We start from the raw sequence: 17,842 nt of genomic DNA, 5'->3' as shown, positions 1-17,842 counted from the left end.
TAAACTAGTATAATTTATTTCTCACCTTCCCATTCTGCATCAAATTGTTTTAAAAAGTCTACCATATATTGGTGTCGTTGTTTAGCAATTTTATAACCAGTAGTGGTATTCATTTTATCTTTTAAAAGCAGTAATTTTTCGTAAAAATGATTAATTGTTGGAGCGTTAGATGTTTTATATTCTGCTTTAGTCATATTTAAATTTGGTGCAATTTCTGGATCATACATAGTCCTGTTTTTAAAACCACCATAATTAAAGGTACGTGCAATACCAATTGCGCCTAAAGCATCTAAACGGTCAGCATCTTGTACAACATCCAATTCTAAAGATTTAAAGGCTTTTTCTGTACCTATATTAGAACTATAGGAGATGTTTTCAATAATTTTTATAACATGATTAATGGTTGCCGAGTCTACGTTGTATTTTAACAAAAAAGCACCAGCAACTTTTGGACCAATGGTACTATCACCATCATAAAACTTAATATCTGCAATGTCATGTAGTAAAGCGCCAAGCGCAACAACTAATGGATCAACTATTTCGCCTTTAGCTATTAGAAGCGCATTTTTATAAACACGCTCCACATGAAACCAATCGTGTCCACCTTCGGCATCTTTTAAAGTGTCTTTTACAAAGGTTTTAGTGGCTTCAATTAGCTCTTGGTTAAACATAAACTATAGTTTGGCTGGTTCAACCCATTTAAATTGATAAGAGTTTTCTGGGATTTTAATTCGGTCTGCCAAACGTAACATTCTGTCTGGAAGTTTCATTAAGTAATCACGTGCTTTTTCAGCGTCGTCGTTAAGGTCTGTTATTTTGTCAATTTCCCAACGTTTAATTAATTTTTGTAAAATGTCTATGTAGTCCATAGATGTATAAACACCTATACGTTGTGCAGTATTAGAAAACTCGTCAAAAACAGTGCTAATTTTACCTCCAGACTCTCTTAAAAAGTGAGCAGGCATTGTAATTTTTTGCTTCATCATATATTGAAACGCTAGCATCATTTGGCTTGGATCTACTTTAAAAATGCGCTCTACAAACTCGCTATAAGCATGGTGGTGTCTCATCTCGTCTCCCGAAATTATTTTACACATTCTAGCCAATTGCTTATTACCTTTTTCTTTGGCTAATTTTGCTACACGATTGTGTGAAACATAAGTTGCTAATTCTTGAAAACTGGTATAAACAAAGTTTTTATAAGGATCTCTAGCTGTACCAATATCAAAACCATCTGCAATAAGGTGTTGTGTGGTTTGTTCTATCTCGCGCATGTTAACACGACCAGAAAGGTATAGGTATTTGTTTAAAACATCACCATGACGGTTTTCTTCGCCTGTCCAATGTCTAATCCATTTTGCCCAACCATTTTTACCATCTTGTTCTACACCTTCTATATCCATAAGCCAAGATTCGTAAGTTGGTAATGCTTCTTCTGTAATCATATCTCCAACTAAAACCACCCAAAAATCATAAGACAATTCTTTAGACAATTCTCTAATTTCTCTTACCTCTTCAAAAAAGTTAGGACCTTCAGAGTTTGGTAAAAAATCAGAAGGTTGCCAAATTTTTTCAACAGGGATTAAATATTTTTCTATTAAAGCATCAATATCTTTTTCTAAAAAAGACATGACTTCTAATCTTACATTTTTTGATGACATAACGTTATATTTTTATGCTATTTTTAATGGTAGTTTCTATGTGATTTAATAACGCTTCAGTAGAGTCAAAATCACTAGGTTTAACCGGTTTGTGTGCTGTAAATGTGATGTTATTTCCAATTCCCATAGGGAATTTTCCATAACGCAAATTTTTCCATGAATTATTGATAGTTACAGGAATAATAATTGCACTAGGCACATATTTTATTAGGGTTTCAAGACCTTTAGTATGGAATGGTTTAGGTTGTCCATCACGACTTCTGGTGCCTTCCGGAAAAATAACAGCAGCACGATTAGTCGATTCTATATAATCTGCAAATTTCCTAATAGCGACAATCGCTTGCCTAGGATTTTTACGGTCTATTAATACAGAGCCACCATGACGTAAGTTGTAGGATACACTTGGTAGTCCTTTTCCTAACTCTTTTTTACTAACAAATTTAACATGGTGTTTTCTAAAATACCACATTAATGGAGGTATGTCTGCCATACTTTGATGGTTAGAGACAATTAAGACAGGTTGAGAATTATCTAAAGGATAAGGGTTTATAAATTTATGTGTTGAGCCTAATAGGTTTACGCATCGCATTAAACAAAACTGAAGGTAATCCACACTTTTTTTATGTGCTTTATATCCAAAAACATTAAAACATATCCATTGTATTGGGTGAAAAACAACTAACGTTAACCCAAAAAACAGGAAATAAATAACAGATAAAGGATAGGCAATAATTTTTCTCATTTTGTAATAAAAATTCTATCTATCAAAAATAGAAAAACCACGTTTAAAAAACGTGGTTTTTCTGTAATACTTAGCTTAAGTTGTCCTTTAAAAAAGGCTTAACAATGCTCGTTATACGCATCAATAAGGTTTTCAGCAATTAATTCTGCTGGTCTTCCTTCAATATGATGACGCTCTAACATATGTACTAATTCTCCATCTTTAAATAAAGCCATACTTGGTGAACTTGGAGGAAAAGGTACCATGTGTGCTCTTGCTTGATCAACAGCCTCTTTGTCAACACCTGCAAAAACCGTTACTATGTGTGTAGGTTTTTTGTCATTTGCTAAACTCATTCTTGCTCCTGGTCTTGCGTTAGCAGCTGCACAACCACAAACCGAATTTACAACCACTAAAGTTGTCCCTTCTTTTGCAATTGCAGTATTTACTGCTTCAGCTGTATGTAATTCTTCAAAACCTACGTTAGTTAAGTCCTCACGCATTGGTTGTACTAATTCTGCTGGATACATATTCTTGTAATTTTTTATTTATAAATCTATCTCATGCAAAGATAATCAAAAACCATGCAAAAATTATTATGGCGTTACCTTATAACACTTATGGTGTCATAAGGTCAGGCTATCGCTACTCGCTCTCTGTGAGGAGCTCAGACAGACCGCTCCATCCTTAACGCACTAAACAGCAAACAACAGTAACAAAAGCAATTAAAAGTATACCAACAAAGTAGTATATTTACTTTTTAAAAAATTAGAACAAAATTTATGGCTGGATTAAAATGGATAGGTGCAACTTTAGGATGGACATTAGGTGGTCCAATTGGTGCAATTATAGGGTTGGCAATTGGTAGTCTAGGAGATGCTATGTCAGAAAAAGGAAACCTTTTAGGAAATGGTAACCCAAACAAACAGCAAAAAAGAGAACCAAATTACAGAACACAACCTAATTACAGAACCCAACAACAACGTCGTGCGCAAACAACGTCTGGAGATTTTGAGGTAAGTTTACTAATCTTAGCGTCTGTAATTATAAAAGCAGATGGTGTACAAGACCAACGCGAATTGGATTTTGTGCGTAACAAATTTGTTGAGCTTTATGGAAAAGATCGTGCTAATAAGGCTTTTAAATTATTTAAAAATATAAGTAATCAAAACGTGTCTACAAGAGATGTCTGTGGGCAAATCCAACAGATGATGGACCATGCATCACGTTTGCAATTATTACATTTTTTATTCGGAATTGCAAAAGCAGATGGCATGGTTACCGATGATGAAGAGGATCAAATTAACCGAATTTCTAACTACTTAGGCATTAGTAGTCGTGACTATTCTAGTATTAAAGCTATGTTTTATAACAGTAGCAATAATGCTTATACTATTTTAGAAATAGACAAAACAGCCACAGTAGATCAAATTAAAAAGGCTTACCGTAATATGGCTAAAAAATACCATCCAGATCGTGTGGAGCATCTTGGAGAAGAGCATAGAAAAGGAGCAGAGGATAAGTTTAAACAAGTCCAAAAAGCTTACGAGTTTTTACAAAAGGAGAGACGATTTTAATAAAACTATAGGAGACCTTTTTATGTTTTGACCATTAAAGAATAAAGATATTTTATGAATGATAAAAAAATATTAGAATTCTTTAAAACAGGTCAACGCGACAAAGCGTTTAAACAACTGTATAGTTTATATCCTAGAATAGAAAAACTAGTCTTATCCAAAGGTGGGAAACAATCTGATGCGCAAGATGTGTTTCAGGAAGCATTAATAATCCTAAATCGTAATTTAGAAAAATCAGACTTTAAATTAACAGCTTCGTTTTACACCTATTTATATTCCGTATCTAGATTTGTTTGGAAGGATATGCAATCTAAGTTTACTACTCAGGAGCTTCACGATTTAAAAGATAACGAAGTCTCAATATTTCAACATGTATTAGAAGAAAAAAAATATCGCTTTGCCGAGAACGCTTTTCGCGAATTAGGAGAACGATGTCAGCAGTTGTTACAACTGTTTTATGTACAAAAAATAACTTTTTCAGTCATTGCAACGATGATGCAGTTTAAGTCAGAAAAAGTGGCTAAAAACCAAAAGTACAAGTGCTTGAAAAAAGCGAAGGACATCTATCAAAATAATACCCAATCTTAATTCGGAACTATCATGGAAAAGCATATCTCGCAAATAGAACTAATCAACCAATACATAGACAAGCAATTGTCTGCAACTGAAAGGTTAAATTTTGAAAATCAATTAGAATCTAACCCAGAGTTTAACACAATTTACCAAGAGCAACTAATTTTTATTGAAGGCTTAAAACGCATACAGCTTAAAGCTGAAATTGCATCTGCTAAGCGTAGTTATATTAAGACAAAGTGGCTTAAAGTTTCAGGTTTAGTTATAGTGACTTTAGGGCTGTTACTATTGTGCTATTATTTGTTTTTTAATCAATCAAATGGTGAGAATCAAAAGGAGACTTTTCAAAATGAAAAACGTATTGGTACAGAAACTTCAGTAAAACTAACGGACTCTTCAAAACACAAATTTGTTGTTATTAAAAAAATTACAAAATCAATCGAAAATATAGAACAGACAAATGTTTATGGAGGAATTACTATTATTCAAGACACTATTTTAATAGAGAATTTAGGTTATTTCTCTAAAGCAGAATTTGATAGTAAATTCCCAAAATTAGCAAAACTAAAACCAGTTAATGATACTTTAGTAATTAATGAAACGGTAGCGTATCAAAAAACAGTTTCAGAAGTAAAATCAACAAAAGGACACAAGGAAAATACAGTTTCGGTTAAAGAAGGTGTTGCGGTTTCAAAAACATCTAAAAACACAAGTAAAAGCCTTATTTCGTTTTATAATTCAGTAAAAAAAGCACCACAGATTATAGAAATTAATACAGAAAAAAAAACGACTCTAACCTGTAAAGAAGGTACAGTTTTAAACATTCCAGCAAAATGTTTTATTGATGCAAACGGGAAATTAGCTAGAGGAAAGGTTAATATAGAAGTTACAGAGTTTTATAAATTGTCAGATATGTTATTGGCTAATTTAACCACAAAATCTGATGGCAACCAATTGGAAACAGGAGGAATGCTGTTTGTAAAAGCATTAAAAGATAATAAACAATTACAGTTAAAATCTGGAAGTAATATTGAATATGTATTCTCTTCACGTGGAAGTAAGAAAAAAGATATGCAGCTTTTTTTAGGTGAAGAAATTAAAGATGGCGTTAATTGGACTTTAGATAATATCACACATAAAAGTAATGCTGTTTTAACTACTTCTGAAATGGTTTTAATTGAAGAAGAAGACGTGGAAGTACCGATTCAATATGTAGAAGAAGTTCCTGTGTTTCCTGGATGTGAAGATGGTACAAACACAGCGAAAAAACAATGTTTTGATCAAGCGCTTTCAAAACTAATATCCAAAAATTTTAATGCAAGTATAGCTGAAGATTTAAAGCTAACTGGAAAACATAAAATTTTAACATCGTTTAAAATTGATAAAGAAGGAGAGGTTGTTGATATTCAAGCTTCTGCAGCGCATACTTTATTGGCTAAAGAGGCTATTAGAGTTTTAAAATTGATACCAAAACTAAAACCAGGTAAGCAGCGTGATTATACTGTAATTGTACCTTATAGCTTACCAATTAATTTTAATGTTGATGGTAGCACAAAAAATAATCCAAGTGTTATTACTATAAAGGATAAAACGTCTTTTGAGAAAAAATTTGAAGAGCGATTACAAAACAAAGATTCCACGACCACAGGATTAGTTGGTACTATAACAGCTAATGATGTGTCTAGATATGCTTTTTATGGTTCAAAATTAGGTTGGATTAATTGTGATCGTTTTATTAGAAGTAATAAAGATGCTATAAAATTTAAACTAAAAATAAAGGATGCAAACGGAGCAGATGTCAAAATAGTGTTTAAATCTTTAAACTCGATTTTACCAAGTAGAAGCGTTGGTGATAGTTATGATTTTGGAACAGTAACAGCAAATGAAGCAGTTATTTTAGTCGCTATTAAAAAGGTTGATGATAGACTGTTTTTAGGACTTAAAGAGGTGAGCACAAAGCAAATTACAATGTTAGACTTAAGTTTTAAAGAAGTTAGTCTTGACCAATTAAAAACAGAATTACGAAATTTAAATAAGGATTTTAATTAGCCTCTAAACAAAAAGAAATCGTCCTTCATATCTTCTATCTGCGCATCTTTATTAGTGATAATATAATCAATTGCTTTGGAGGTAAAGGTGTCTCCCTTTTTAGTCAATGATACAATATCATTATTAACAACAATCATATTATTTTTAAGAGCCAATTCTAATACAGTTTTGGCTCTTACTTTTTGCCAATTTATATGTTCTCTTAAGTGGTTTACGTGACGTTCTTCAACCTCATTATGGTTTTTTAAATGCAGTAAAAAGGTCAATAGGCTAACTTCTGTACGTTGTTGTTTTTCGCGATACATAACAGCTATTACACCTTTGCTAGGTGCAAATAAATACACAGCTAAAAACAATAAGCCTAACATCGTAGTAATAGATCCTGCAATGGATGCGTCTAATAAATGCGCTAACCAATAACCAGAAATAGCGCTAAATACTCCAAAAAACACTGCTAAAGCTAGCATCTTTTTTAAGTTGGTAGTTAGTAAATATGCGGTTGCAGCAGGCGCAATCATTAATGCTACAACTAAAATGGCTCCAACAGCATCAAAAGCACCAACGGTTGTCACGGAAGATACTGTCATTAATCCATAATGTATAATTGCAGGAGAGAAGCCTAATGAAGCAGCTAAACCTTTATCAAAGGTGCTTACTTTTAATTCTTTAAAAAAGGCAATCAAAAGCGTAATTGTAATTAGCAATATTATGCCAATAATCCACAACGATTTTGGGCCAATATCAATACCAGAAACGATTAGTCTATCAAAAGGAGCCAAAGCCAATTCACCTACCAAAACAGCATCAACATCTAAGTGGACATCGTTAGCATTTTTAGCTATTAAAATAACGCCAATACTAAACAAAGCAGGAAATACTAAACCTATTGCTGTATCCTCTTTTACTAAACCTGTTTTTTGGATATATTCTACTAATACCACTGTGATTACACCTGTTAATGCAGCTAATACAATTAGTAATGGCGAATTTAAATCTTGCGTAATAAAAAAACCAACAACAATTCCTGGTAAGATGGAATGACTTATTGCATCGCTTATCATTGCCATTTTACGTAGCACTAAAAAGGTACCAGGAATAGCACATGCAATTGCGACTAAACTAGCAATTAATTGTATTTCTATTTGAGCACTATTCATCTTCTGTTGATTGTTTTGTGTAAAGGTTGGAAGCAGTTTCAAACCCTGTTTTTGTCAAACTCCACATGTTTCCATCCAAAGTAACATAATTTTTTTCTACTAATTTTTGTAGTGTTTTACGTGTATAACCTTGAAAACTATTTAGTAATTTAATAGTATGTGGATGCGAAATATTTTCGTGTGTTTCAGCAATATGATACATAAAGGCTAAGGTTTTATGAAGCTCTAAATCGCGTCTATTTTTTATGAATCTAATTTGTTTAAATAATAAACCTCGGCTTGGGGAAAATACAAACGAGAATACTACAAACACAGCAGCTACTAATACAATAACAGGTCCTGTAGATAGATTAGTTTGACTAGCACTTATTGCAGTTCCAAAAACTCCAGAAAAGGCTCCAAATATAGCTGCTAGAAGTACCATTTTTGATAAGCTATTAGTCCATTGTCTTGCAGCAGCAGCAGGAGCTAGTAACATAGCGCTCATTAAAACAACACCAACTGTTTGTAGTCCTAAAACTATGGCTAAGACTATAAAACTGGTAATTAAAATATCAATGACTTTAGTGTTAAAACCTAAAGTTTTAGTGTAATCAGCATCAAAGAGTAAAATTTTAAATTCTTTCCAAAATAGTAACAATACAAATAAGCATAATCCTGTAACTATAGCCATTAGCCAAACATCGCTTTCTACCAAAGTAGCTGCTTGACCAAATAAATATTTATCCAAACCTGCTTGATTAGCATTGGGTTGTTTTTGAATAAAAGTCAGTAATAACATACCAAACCCGAAAAAAAGCGATAATATTAATCCTAAAGCGGTATCACTTTTTAGATGTGTTTTTTTTACAATACCTCTAATCCAAAAGGTTCCAATTAATCCACTTACTAAGGCTCCTAAAAGTAAAGTATTACTGTCTTTTGCACCTGTAATTAAAAATGCAATTGCAATTCCTGGTAAGGCAGCATGTGATATAGCGTCTCCTAATAAACTTTGCTTTCTAAGCACAGCAAAACTACCTAACATACCAGTGACTGCACCTAAAATTGCTGTTCCAAGTGTAATGGTTCGTAGTGTGTAGTCGCTAAAGACTAATGAAAAATATTCTTGTAAATCCATTATTCCTGAATACTTACTTTATAGTTAATACCATAAGTCTTGGTTAAGTTATCATCATTAAAAATGTCTTTAACTGGACCTGTTGCTATTTTTTTTACATTTAAAAAAGTAACCCAATCAAAATATTCAGGAACGGTTTGTAAATCGTGATGCACCACAATGACTGTTTTTCCGGCTTTACGTAATTCTTTTAAAATATTAATAATAGCAATTTCTGTGGTTGCATCTACACCTTGAAAAGGCTCGTCCATAAAATAAATAGATGCATTTTGTACTAATGCTCTAGCTAAAAATATACGTTGTTGTTGTCCGCCAGATAATTGGCTAATTTGTCTACCTTTAAATGGTAACATGCCTACTTTTTCTAAAGCTTCCAGTGCTGCTTTTTTTTGTTTTTGTCCTGGACGTTTGATCCAACCCAAACTACCATAAGTTCCCATGGTTACAACATCTAAAGCTGTTGTTGGAAAGTCCCAATCTACACTTCCTTTTTGAGGTACGTAAGCGACTAGTTTGCGTTGCTTGTCATAGGGTTTGCCATAAATAGTGACGCTTCCTGCTATAGGTTTTAATATGCCTAAGATAGATTTTATTAGTGTTGATTTTCCAGCTCCATTTGGTCCAACAATAGCCATAAGGACGCCTTCTGGGATTTCTAAATCAATATCCCAAAGTACAGGCTTGTAGTTGTATGCTACTGTTAGGTCATCTACTTTTACTGCTATATTTCCTGAGGAAGCAGTAGTTTTGCTCTTATTGTCACTCATGGTTTTTAATTTATTTTTATTCATTTTTTGCTTGTCCAAAAAACGAACCAAAAAAGGACATCCAAGCCAAGGAATTTTTCAGTTGTTAAACTGAAAATCAATTCGAAAACTTCGCGTCGAACTGCGTTCTCCTATTTTTCGAAGCTTTTCTTCATTTATTCTTCGCCTTGGCTCTCAATTCTTCGAATTGAAATAGGACATTACTTTTTATAAAATTATTGGTTAATCCTATTTTTTACTAACTACTAACTTATTTCAAAGCATTAACTATAGTGTTAACATTGTATTCAAACATACCAATATAGGTGCCTTCTAAAGTTCCTGCGCTTCCTAAAGCATCAGAATATAATGTACCTCCAATTTGTACATTATGTCCTTTTGAGTTTACTGCTTTTTGAAGTGCTTCAATGGTTCGTTTTGGTACAGAGCTTTCAACAAAAATAGCCTTAAGTTGTTTTTCAATTATAAAATTAGCTAAATTTTGAACATCTTTTACTCCAGCTTCAGTTGCTGTAGATAAACCTTGTAAGCCTACGACTTCAAATCCGTAGTTTTTCCCGAAATAATTAAAGGCATCATGTGCAGTTACAAGTATGCGTTTGTCTGCAGGAAGTGTTTCAATTTTAGAGGTAATTGTTTTTTGTAGTGTATTTAACTTTTCTATGTATTCATCTTCATTTGCCTTATAATATTTTGAGTTTTTTGAGTCTTTTTCGATTAAAACAGCAGTAACTTTTTGAGCAAATTGCTTAAAATATTCAATATTGAACCAAACGTGTGGATCGTAATTAGAAGCAAAATAATCTGAACCTATCAATGTTTTTTTGTCAATGTCTTCTCCTAAAGCAATAGGTGTTTTGGTTGTGTTTCCCATTTTTTCAAAGACTTCTACAAGCTTTCCTTCTAGGTGTAATCCATTGTAAAAAATGATATCTGCATTTACAAGTTTGGATACATCACCTTCGCTTGCTTTGTATAAGTGTGGATCCACACCACTTCCCATTAAACCATTAACATTTATACTGTCTTTACCAATATTTTTTACTAAATCAGTAATCATTGTGGTTGTAGTCACAATATTTAACTTCCCGTTATCTTTTGTAGTGTCATTACAGCTAAAAAAAACTAAGGTTATTAAGGAAAGGAGTATTAATTTTTTCATTGGTCTAAATATTTATTACGAAAGTACTAAAGTACAAACAATTAGTTTAATGTATACCTTATACCTAGGAAAACTCGTCTGCCTTGGTTTGGTCCATATACATATGAAGGGTCAAAGGTTAACCCATAAGGGTTGTCTGGTATTGCTTGTGCGTTACCTTGCGCATCAAATTGTACATTATTATCAAAAGGATCATCTGCTCTGGCAATGATAAAAGGGTTACCGTTATTTGGTGTCCAATTTAGTAAGTTTTTAATGCCTCCATAAATTTCAAAATTTTCAAGTCCATCGTAAGTTGCTTGAATGTTTTGAATACTCCACGTAGGTGAATATTCTTGTCTAGGATCTAGATCGCTTAATAAGGGTAAGCGCATTGGTCCATAAATGTTTCCTGTGTAGTCAAAGGTTAAATTTGTTGGGTAGTTTTTATATGAAAAAGACCAAGTACCTGTGAATTTTTCGGTTAAAATTTGTCTGGTTGTTACGTCGTTTTCAGTTTGATTTACATCTTGAAATGTGACACCCAAACTCCCTTTTATACCACTACCAAAAATAGCATCAATATTTAAACTAGCTCCTTTTGAAGTTGAGTAACCATTTAAATTATCATAAATTATTTGATTAGGATTTGTGTCATAATCTGGTATAATTGCATTTGTAAAATGTGTGTACCACATGGACGCATCTACAGTAAAAATCATGCCTTTTGTTGTGTATATTTTTTTTAGATAGTTAAGGTTGATGTTGTACGATTGTTCAGGATTTAAAGTTTCTTCAATAACAACCTCTCTTGATCCTGTTAATGCAGCATGCTCTTCTGTAAATAAATTGACAACCCTAAACCCTGTACCTGCATTAATCCTAAATATATCATTGTCTGTTGGTTTGTATCTGTAAGCTAACCTTGGTGTTACTATAGAACCATGTCTTTTATCATAGTCATACCTAAGTCCTAATAATAGTTTTTGTTTTTCTGTTAATGTTATTTCATCTTGAATAAATACTGAAGGAATAAATATCTTATCAGCCTCAATAGTTGCTGTTGTGTTGTCATTGTAGTAATTGTATCGTCCTGTTATACCAAATAATAAATCATTATTTTTTATTGGTTTGTCCCACGTTAATTGTCCAAAAGCAATACGTTGTTGTGCTAAGTATGGCGTGTCACCATACACTGAGTTTTGGTCATGGTCTGAATATGAAAATTGAAAATTCATGTTTTCTTTTACAGGAAGTTGGTATTCAGCTAGAAGTTCATACCTAGTTGTATAAATACTTTCGCCATAGACTTCGTTTCCTCCTCTGTAACTTTTGTTCCATTGTAGTTCTCCTCCCCAACGATCTTCATAAAAAAAGCGACCAGCTACAGATAATTTTTTATTGCTTTTACGTTTAAAGTCCCATTTTTGAAAAACAGAAATTCGGTTTTGTTGCGTGACATCCGTAAAATTATCGTTGTTATTATCAATTGGATTACTATAGTTAAAATAATTGACGCCTACCAAAACACTTGCGTTTTTACCAACATTAGTTTTAAAACCAACATCTGTATTTACTTCTCCCCAACCACTAATATTGCTGTCAGCAAAAAATATAGGAGCATTGTCAGGATGTTTAGTAATGACATTTATTAAACCACCAACCGCTTCACTACCATACAAAGATGACGCTGGACCTTTGACAATTTCGATTTGATCTATTAATGAATTTGGTATTCCTGACAAGCCATAAACCGTAGATAAGCCACTAACAATTGGCATTCCGTCTATTAAAACTAAAGTGTAAGGACCTTCTAAACCATTTATGTGGATGTCTCCAGTATTACATACATTACAGTTTAGTTGAGGTCTAACTCCATTTACATTTTGAAGCGCTTCAAAAATATTTGGAGTAGGGTTCTTCTTAAAAAAGGCGCTTGTATATACTTCAACAGGAACAGGACTTTCTAATCTATTAACTGCTTTTAAAGTGCCAGTAATAACGACTTCATCTAACGATTGATTTTGGATTAATTCAAAATTTATTTTTAAATCATCTATAACCTCAATTCTTTTTTTAAAGGTATTAAATCCAGTATAAGAAGCGGTAAGTATGTATTGTCCTTCTGTTATATTTTGGATAGTAAAGGATCCATTACTTGATGTTGTAGTTCCTTTTGTTGTGCTTTCAAGATAAACGTTTGCAAAGGGTAGTGGTAGTCCGTTTGAGGTAACTACACCTGATATTTCAAAAGCATTTTGGGCTTGACTGTAAGCTGAAAAACAAAACATAATTGCAATTATATACTTCATGTCTTAAAATATTTTTTTACAAATGTAATAATAAATTTAGATTAGTCTAAATTTATTATTTATTTTATTTAATTCTTATATTTGTCTGATATCCATATAAGGTTTATGATTACACTTACAGAAGAAAATTATATTAAAGCAATTTATCATTTAGGTAAGCAAGGTGCAGAGGTTGTTAGTACTAATGCTATATCAGAATCTATACAGACTAAAGCGTCTTCGGTTTCTGATATGCTTAAAAAATTATCTGAAAAAGGATATGCTAACTATGTAAAGTATCAAGGTGTTAATTTAACCGAAAAAGGTCAATCCGTTGCTATTAATATTATTAGAAAGCATAGACTTTGGGAAGTGTTTTTAGTAGAAAAATTAAATTTTACTTGGGATGAAGTCCATGAAGTTGCTGAGCATTTAGAACATATCAGATCAGAAAAATTAATTGATGAATTAGATGCTTTTTTAGAGTATCCTAATCATGATCCACATGGAGATCCAATTCCGGATAAACATGGAAATTTTAAACACATCGAAAAAATCATGTTGTCACAAGCCATTATTGGTAAAACTTATAAATGTGTTGGTGTGGATGATACTTCTTCAGCATTTTTAAAATACTTGGATAGCAACAAAATTGCTTTAGGAACTAAGATTATTGTTACGCAAAAAGAGCCTTACGATAATTCTGTAAAAATCAAATTTGAAGACAATGAGTTAATGGTGTCTCAAAACGTGGCTAAAAATTTATTTTTGAAGGAGGTTTAATTGTCAGAAATAGTATGCTCTTTATCAACAACTGTAAGTTATTGTAAATAAGTTGTTTGATTTTTTTATTTTTTTTGCCATAGCGTTTGGGTATGATTTTTGATAATTAACTAAAAATCAAACGTATGAAACCATTTGTAGTTATCCTGTTTTTTATTTTTGTAACCTCTTGTATCCCTGTAAAAATTGCACCTACCATTGAAGGGGATAAGATTATGGTTGCTAAAAAGTTTAAACGGAAGTTGCCTAAGCAATATTCGTTAATCTTTGAAGATCCTAAAGAAGCTAACGAGTTCTATAATTTTATCAATACAAAGTATCAATTAAATCATGTAAATGTTGAAAGTAATGTTGCTTTTAAGATTGAAGATCAACCGTTTTATTTTTCGTTTTATGAAACAAGTAAAGATACTAAGACTATTAATTTAGTGCCGATTTTAGTAGATGCTAAAAGAGATGCAAACGGGAATGACCCTTTGTTTTTTGATAAATATAGCTCCAGAAAAGGTAAGTGGTATGTGGTACTTACTGCTACTGATTATGATAGTAATGATTGTTTAAATCCTAAACATGCTAATTCTAAAATAATCGAAAAATATCTTAGAGATTTAAGAGTAGAATATCTTAATACTAGTAATTATATCGAGTCTATGTTGCGAAACAATTAATGACAACCACAGTCGTCCGTTCCGCAGGCTTTTTTTGATTTCGTTTTAACGAAATATTTTTTATAAAGAAAAAATAAAGCAAACCCTAGCGTGATAAATACCAGTATATTTTGGATAATTGCATTCATAATATTATTTTAAAAATTGATATGCTATTAATGCCGAAATGTATGCTATAGCTGTCATGATTACTAACTGCAGCGTTGGCCATTTCCAGGTATTGGTTTCCTTTTTAACAACTGCCAAAGTACTCATGCATTGCATTGCAAAAGCATAAAAAAGTAATAATGAAATCCCTGAAGCAAAATTAAATAATGGACCACCTAAAATTGGATTGACTTCTCCAGCCATTCGGTTTTTAATAGTGTCTTCATCATCGTTACCAACACTATAAATGGTTGCTAAAGTACCAACAAAAACTTCTCTTGCAGCAAAACTACTAACTATTGCAATTCCTATTTTCCAATCGTAACCTAGTGGTCTAATTACGGGCTCGATAGCATGTCCTGCAATACCAATAAACGAATGCTCTAGTTTGTGAGAAGCGATTTTTTGATTTAGTTCTTCTTCATTTAAATTTTGCGCAGCATACTCTGTACTAACAATATTTTCTGCATTATTAAATTGTTCTCCTGGACCATAAGATGCTAAAAACCAAAGTATAATTGAAATTGCTAGTATTATTTTTCCAGCTCCAAAGACAAACGATTTTGTTTTTTCTAAAACTGTAAGCGCAACGTTTTTAAATAATGGTAATTTGTAGTTTGGCATTTCAACCACAAAAAATGTTTTGCTTTTTATTTTTAATACTTTATTTAAAATATATGCCGAAATAACAGCAGCTCCAAAACCTAGTAAATACAATAACATTAAGGTTAAAGCTTGGTAACTTAACCCTAGAAAACGTCCTTCCGGAATAACTAATGCTATTATAATTAAGTATACAGGTAATCTTGCAGAGCATGTGGTAAAAGGCGTTACTAAAATAGTAATTAATCGTTCTTTCCAACTTTCAATATTTCTGGTAGCCATAATAGCAGGAATAGCACATGCAGTTCCTGAAATTAAAGGCACAATACTTTTTCCGCTTAAACCAAAACGACGCATAATTCTGTCCATTAAAAAGACAACGCGACTCATATAACCGGTTTCTTCTAAAATTGCTATAAACAAGAATAAAAAGGCTATTTGAGGAATAAATATAACTATTCCTCCTAAACCAGATATGATACCTTCGGCTAGTAAATTTGTAAAAGCACCTTCAGGAAGTGTGTTTTTAACCCAATCACTTAGACTTGCAAACACACTATCAATAAAATCCATTGGTACTGTTGACCAGTCATAAATGGCTTGAAAAATAGTTAGTAGTATAAAAAAGAAAATAACATAACCCCAAACTTTGTGCGTAAGTATGCGATCAAATTTAGTGCGTAAATCCTTAGCTTGACTAGCATCTATGGTTTGTCCTTTTTTAAGCGTGTTATTTATAAATTGATAGCGCTTAATGGTTTCTTTTTGTTGTAAACGTTTTAAGTCGCTTTTAGATTTAGTTTTAAAACTAGCAATAGCTTCGACTTCATTACGATCCATCTTACCAAAATTTACATCTTGGGTAATTACTAACCATAATTTGTAAAGTAATTGGTTAGGGAAGGCTTTTCTTAATTTGTCAAAATATTCTTTATCTATTTCCGATGCATTTAGGCAAGGCGTAGTTGATAGTTCTTTATAATTAGAAATTAAATGTTTTAAGTTATCTATACCTTCATTTTTTCTGGTACTAATAACCGCTATTTTAGTTTGTAATTCTTTTTCTAAATGCTCAATATCCAATGAAATCCCTTTGTATTTCATCCTGTCAGCCATATTAATGACTAGGATTGTAGGGATTTCTAAATCTTTTATTTGTGTAAAAAGTAGTAGGTTTCGTTTTAAGTTTTCAACATCACTAACTACGACTGCAACATCCGGAAAATCTTTATCGTTTTTGTTTAGTAATAATTCTATAACTACGTTTTCGTCTAAAGACGATGCGTTTAGGCTATATGTTCCAGGAAGGTCAATGATGTGTGCTTTAACACCTCTAGGTAATTTGCAAATCCCTTCTTTTTTCTCAACGGTTATTCCAGGATAGTTTCCTACCTTTTGGTTTAAACCCGTTAAGGCATTAAAAACAGATGTTTTTCCAGTATTTGGGTTACCAATTAAGGCAATGTTGATTTGCTTACTCATTAAACTTCTTTTTCGATAATGATATGAATAGCGGTTTCTTTTCTAATGGCTAAATGACTTCCATTTATATTTAAGTACAATGGGTCTGCAAATGGAGCGACCTGAACCAGCTCTACACTATTGCCTGGTAAACAACCCATTTCTAGGAGTTTTAATGGTATCAAATGTGAAGACACGTCTATAATTATAGCGCGTTCTCCTCTTTTTAATGTGTCTAATGTATGGCTCAAGCTTATTTAGATTGATTTTAAAGAAGCAAAAGTATGGCAAAATTTCAGCTTAAAAAAATTGAAAGCCAAAAACTACTCTTTGTATTCTTTTTTTAACTTTTTAATATCGTTTAAAAGTGTGGTAATATCTTCTGTTTTTGTACCATCGTAATATCCTCTAATTTGACCTTTTTTATCAATTAGCATAAAGTTTTCAGTATGGACCATCCCATAATCATCAGGCATTCCGTCGTCTTTTACCGCTAAATAGCTTTTTCTAGCTAGTCTATATATTTCACCTTTATCTCCAGTTACTAAGTTCCATTTTTTATCATTAACTCCTTTTTTTATAGCGTAGCTTTTTAACTGCTCAACGGTATCAATCTCTGGAGTAACAGAATGGGATAGTAACATAACATCATCATCATTAATAATCTCTTTCTGGATTTTTTCCATATTGTCAGTCATTATTGGACAAATGGTTTGACAAGTAGTAAAAAAGAAATCTGCTACGTAAATTTTATCCTTATAATCTTCTTGAGTAATTGTTTTACCGTTTTGATTAGTTAAACTAAAGTCGGCTATTTTATGATAATTAATTTTATGTTGGATTGTGCTATCAACCAACTCAGTATTAACCATTGCTGGTTGAAAAATTGGTAAAGGCTTTTCTACTTTTAGAATATTGTAAAAAATAGAAATTATTATTATTGAAATTATACCAAAAACAATAGCAAACAACTTATAATCCTTGAAAAAAGAAAGCATTTTGTAGGTTTTAATTTTATAATGCAAAAATACGATGAAAAGTTTAGCAAGTCCCATGACATTACTCATAAAATTTGTTAATTCTTAAAACCATTAAAGCTATTGTTTTTTAAACTAAGTGTAAA

General features: G+C 32.1%; 17 protein-coding genes. 5 read left to right on the top strand and 12 right to left on the bottom strand.

Annotation, left to right across the window (positions count from 1 at the left end; genetic code table 11):
- Positions 1–14: 14 nt before the first annotated feature.
- The 4 genes from V6251_RS07585 to V6251_RS07570 all read right to left on the bottom strand — a co-directional run bounded on the left by V6251_RS07585 (position 15) and on the right by V6251_RS07570 (position 2,912).
- Positions 15–671 (bottom strand): HD domain-containing protein, encoded by a 657-nt coding sequence (locus tag V6251_RS07585; RefSeq protein ID WP_341587679.1) that lies wholly within the window; start codon positions 669–671, stop codon positions 15–17.
- 3 nt (positions 672–674) lie between these two features.
- Positions 675–1,661, bottom strand: coding sequence for an acyl-ACP desaturase (locus V6251_RS07580; protein WP_292948810.1), 987 nt, complete (start codon positions 1,659–1,661; stop codon positions 675–677).
- A gap of 4 nt (positions 1,662–1,665) precedes the next feature.
- Positions 1,666–2,403, bottom strand: a complete 738-nt coding sequence (locus V6251_RS07575) for a lysophospholipid acyltransferase family protein (protein WP_341587675.1) — start codon at positions 2,401–2,403, stop codon at positions 1,666–1,668.
- Between the two features lie 98 nt (positions 2,404–2,501).
- A complete protein-coding gene (locus tag V6251_RS07570; RefSeq protein ID WP_341587674.1) occupies positions 2,502–2,912 on the bottom strand; it encodes a BrxA/BrxB family bacilliredoxin in 411 nt (136 codons plus the stop codon).
- 252 nt (positions 2,913–3,164) lie between these two features.
- Between V6251_RS07570 and V6251_RS07565 the strand changes: the two genes are divergently transcribed.
- The 3 genes from V6251_RS07565 to V6251_RS07555 are packed head-to-tail and all read left to right on the top strand — an operon-like array spanning position 3,165 to position 6,581.
- Positions 3,165–3,959, top strand: coding sequence for a TerB family tellurite resistance protein (locus V6251_RS07565; RefSeq protein ID WP_145004626.1), 795 nt, complete (start codon positions 3,165–3,167; stop codon positions 3,957–3,959).
- A gap of 54 nt (positions 3,960–4,013) precedes the next feature.
- On the top strand, positions 4,014–4,547 hold the full coding sequence (locus V6251_RS07560) for an RNA polymerase sigma factor (RefSeq protein WP_341587671.1): 534 nt from the start codon (positions 4,014–4,016) through the stop codon (positions 4,545–4,547).
- Positions 4,548–4,559: 12 nt separating this feature from the next.
- Positions 4,560–6,581 (top strand): hypothetical protein, encoded by a 2,022-nt coding sequence (locus tag V6251_RS07555; RefSeq protein ID WP_341587669.1) that lies wholly within the window; start codon positions 4,560–4,562, stop codon positions 6,579–6,581.
- Here the strand turns inward: V6251_RS07555 and V6251_RS07550 are convergent.
- The 5 genes from V6251_RS07550 to V6251_RS07530 form a co-directional block, all read right to left on the bottom strand.
- A complete protein-coding gene (locus V6251_RS07550) occupies positions 6,578–7,738 on the bottom strand; it encodes a metal ABC transporter permease (RefSeq protein ID WP_341587854.1) in 1,161 nt (386 codons plus the stop codon). The two genes, V6251_RS07555 and V6251_RS07550, sit on opposite strands and share 4 nt — an antisense overlap.
- Positions 7,731–8,858, bottom strand: coding sequence for a metal ABC transporter permease (locus V6251_RS07545; RefSeq protein ID WP_341587668.1), 1,128 nt, complete (start codon positions 8,856–8,858; stop codon positions 7,731–7,733). The genes V6251_RS07550 and V6251_RS07545 overlap by 8 nt, the downstream gene beginning before the upstream one ends.
- On the bottom strand, positions 8,858–9,625 hold the full coding sequence (locus V6251_RS07540; protein ID WP_341587853.1) for a metal ABC transporter ATP-binding protein: 768 nt from the start codon (positions 9,623–9,625) through the stop codon (positions 8,858–8,860). Before V6251_RS07540 ends, V6251_RS07545 begins: the two co-directional genes overlap by 1 nt.
- Before the next feature lie 250 nt (positions 9,626–9,875).
- Positions 9,876–10,787: a metal ABC transporter solute-binding protein, Zn/Mn family gene (locus V6251_RS07535; RefSeq protein WP_341587667.1), complete on the bottom strand. Its 912-nt coding sequence runs from the start codon at positions 10,785–10,787 to the stop codon at positions 9,876–9,878.
- Positions 10,788–10,828: 41 nt separating this feature from the next.
- Complete coding sequence (locus V6251_RS07530) at positions 10,829–13,078, bottom strand: TonB-dependent receptor (protein WP_341587665.1); 2,250 nt, start codon at positions 13,076–13,078, stop codon at positions 10,829–10,831.
- A gap of 105 nt (positions 13,079–13,183) precedes the next feature.
- Here V6251_RS07530 and V6251_RS07525 point away from each other — a divergent pair, with 105 nt between their 5' ends.
- Positions 13,184–13,840, top strand: a complete 657-nt coding sequence (locus tag V6251_RS07525) for a metal-dependent transcriptional regulator (protein ID WP_341587663.1) — start codon at positions 13,184–13,186, stop codon at positions 13,838–13,840.
- 125 nt (positions 13,841–13,965) lie between these two features.
- Positions 13,966–14,508, top strand: a complete 543-nt coding sequence (locus V6251_RS07520) for a hypothetical protein (RefSeq protein WP_341587661.1) — start codon at positions 13,966–13,968, stop codon at positions 14,506–14,508.
- Positions 14,509–14,640: 132 nt separating this feature from the next.
- Here V6251_RS07520 and feoB read toward each other — a convergent pair whose 3' ends face one another.
- From feoB to V6251_RS07505, 3 genes are all read right to left on the bottom strand, one after another.
- Entirely contained in the window at positions 14,641–16,740 is a 2,100-nt protein-coding gene (feoB, locus tag V6251_RS07515) for a ferrous iron transport protein B (RefSeq protein WP_341587660.1), read from the bottom strand.
- Positions 16,740–16,970 carry a FeoA family protein gene (locus V6251_RS07510; protein WP_099568540.1) on the bottom strand — a complete coding sequence of 77 codons (231 nt, stop codon included), beginning with the start codon at positions 16,968–16,970 and terminating at the stop codon, positions 16,740–16,742. Before V6251_RS07510 ends, feoB begins: the two co-directional genes overlap by 1 nt.
- Positions 16,971–17,042: 72 nt before the next feature.
- Positions 17,043–17,717: an SCO family protein gene (locus V6251_RS07505; protein WP_341587650.1), complete on the bottom strand. Its 675-nt coding sequence runs from the start codon at positions 17,715–17,717 to the stop codon at positions 17,043–17,045.
- Positions 17,718–17,842: the final 125 nt, after the last annotated feature.

Source organism: Olleya sp. Ti.3.14, assembly GCF_038154885.1.
GTDB lineage: Bacteria > Bacteroidota > Bacteroidia > Flavobacteriales > Flavobacteriaceae > Olleya.
Note: the sequence above shows the minus strand (reverse complement) of the source record. Positions and strands in the feature narration are given on the sequence as shown.

Bases quoted from the DNA above. Each gene is read 5' to 3' on its own strand.
- V6251_RS07585 (WP_341587679.1), bottom strand. From the start codon at position 671: ATGTTTAACCAAGAGCTAATTGAAGCCACTAAAACCTTTGTAAAAGAC.
- V6251_RS07580 (WP_292948810.1), bottom strand. From the start codon at position 1,661: ATGTCATCAAAAAATGTAAGATTAGAAGTCATGTCTTTTTTAGAAAAA.
- V6251_RS07575 (WP_341587675.1), bottom strand. From the start codon at position 2,403: ATGAGAAAAATTATTGCCTATCCTTTATCTGTTATTTATTTCCTGTTT.
- V6251_RS07570 (WP_341587674.1), bottom strand. From the start codon at position 2,912: ATGTATCCAGCAGAATTAGTACAACCAATGCGTGAGGACTTAACTAAC.
- V6251_RS07565 (WP_145004626.1), top strand. From the start codon at position 3,165: ATGGCTGGATTAAAATGGATAGGTGCAACTTTAGGATGGACATTAGGT.
- V6251_RS07560 (WP_341587671.1), top strand. From the start codon at position 4,014: ATGAATGATAAAAAAATATTAGAATTCTTTAAAACAGGTCAACGCGAC.
- V6251_RS07555 (WP_341587669.1), top strand. From the start codon at position 4,560: ATGGAAAAGCATATCTCGCAAATAGAACTAATCAACCAATACATAGAC.
- V6251_RS07550 (WP_341587854.1), bottom strand. From the start codon at position 7,738: ATGAATAGTGCTCAAATAGAAATACAATTAATTGCTAGTTTAGTCGCA.
- V6251_RS07545 (WP_341587668.1), bottom strand. From the start codon at position 8,858: ATGGATTTACAAGAATATTTTTCATTAGTCTTTAGCGACTACACACTA.
- V6251_RS07540 (WP_341587853.1), bottom strand. From the start codon at position 9,625: ATGAGTGACAATAAGAGCAAAACTACTGCTTCCTCAGGAAATATAGCA.
- V6251_RS07535 (WP_341587667.1), bottom strand. From the start codon at position 10,787: ATGAAAAAATTAATACTCCTTTCCTTAATAACCTTAGTTTTTTTTAGC.
- V6251_RS07530 (WP_341587665.1), bottom strand. From the start codon at position 13,078: ATGAAGTATATAATTGCAATTATGTTTTGTTTTTCAGCTTACAGTCAA.
- V6251_RS07525 (WP_341587663.1), top strand. From the start codon at position 13,184: ATGATTACACTTACAGAAGAAAATTATATTAAAGCAATTTATCATTTA.
- V6251_RS07520 (WP_341587661.1), top strand. From the start codon at position 13,966: ATGAAACCATTTGTAGTTATCCTGTTTTTTATTTTTGTAACCTCTTGT.
- feoB (WP_341587660.1), bottom strand. From the start codon at position 16,740: ATGAGTAAGCAAATCAACATTGCCTTAATTGGTAACCCAAATACTGGA.
- V6251_RS07505 (WP_341587650.1), bottom strand. From the start codon at position 17,717: ATGCTTTCTTTTTTCAAGGATTATAAGTTGTTTGCTATTGTTTTTGGT.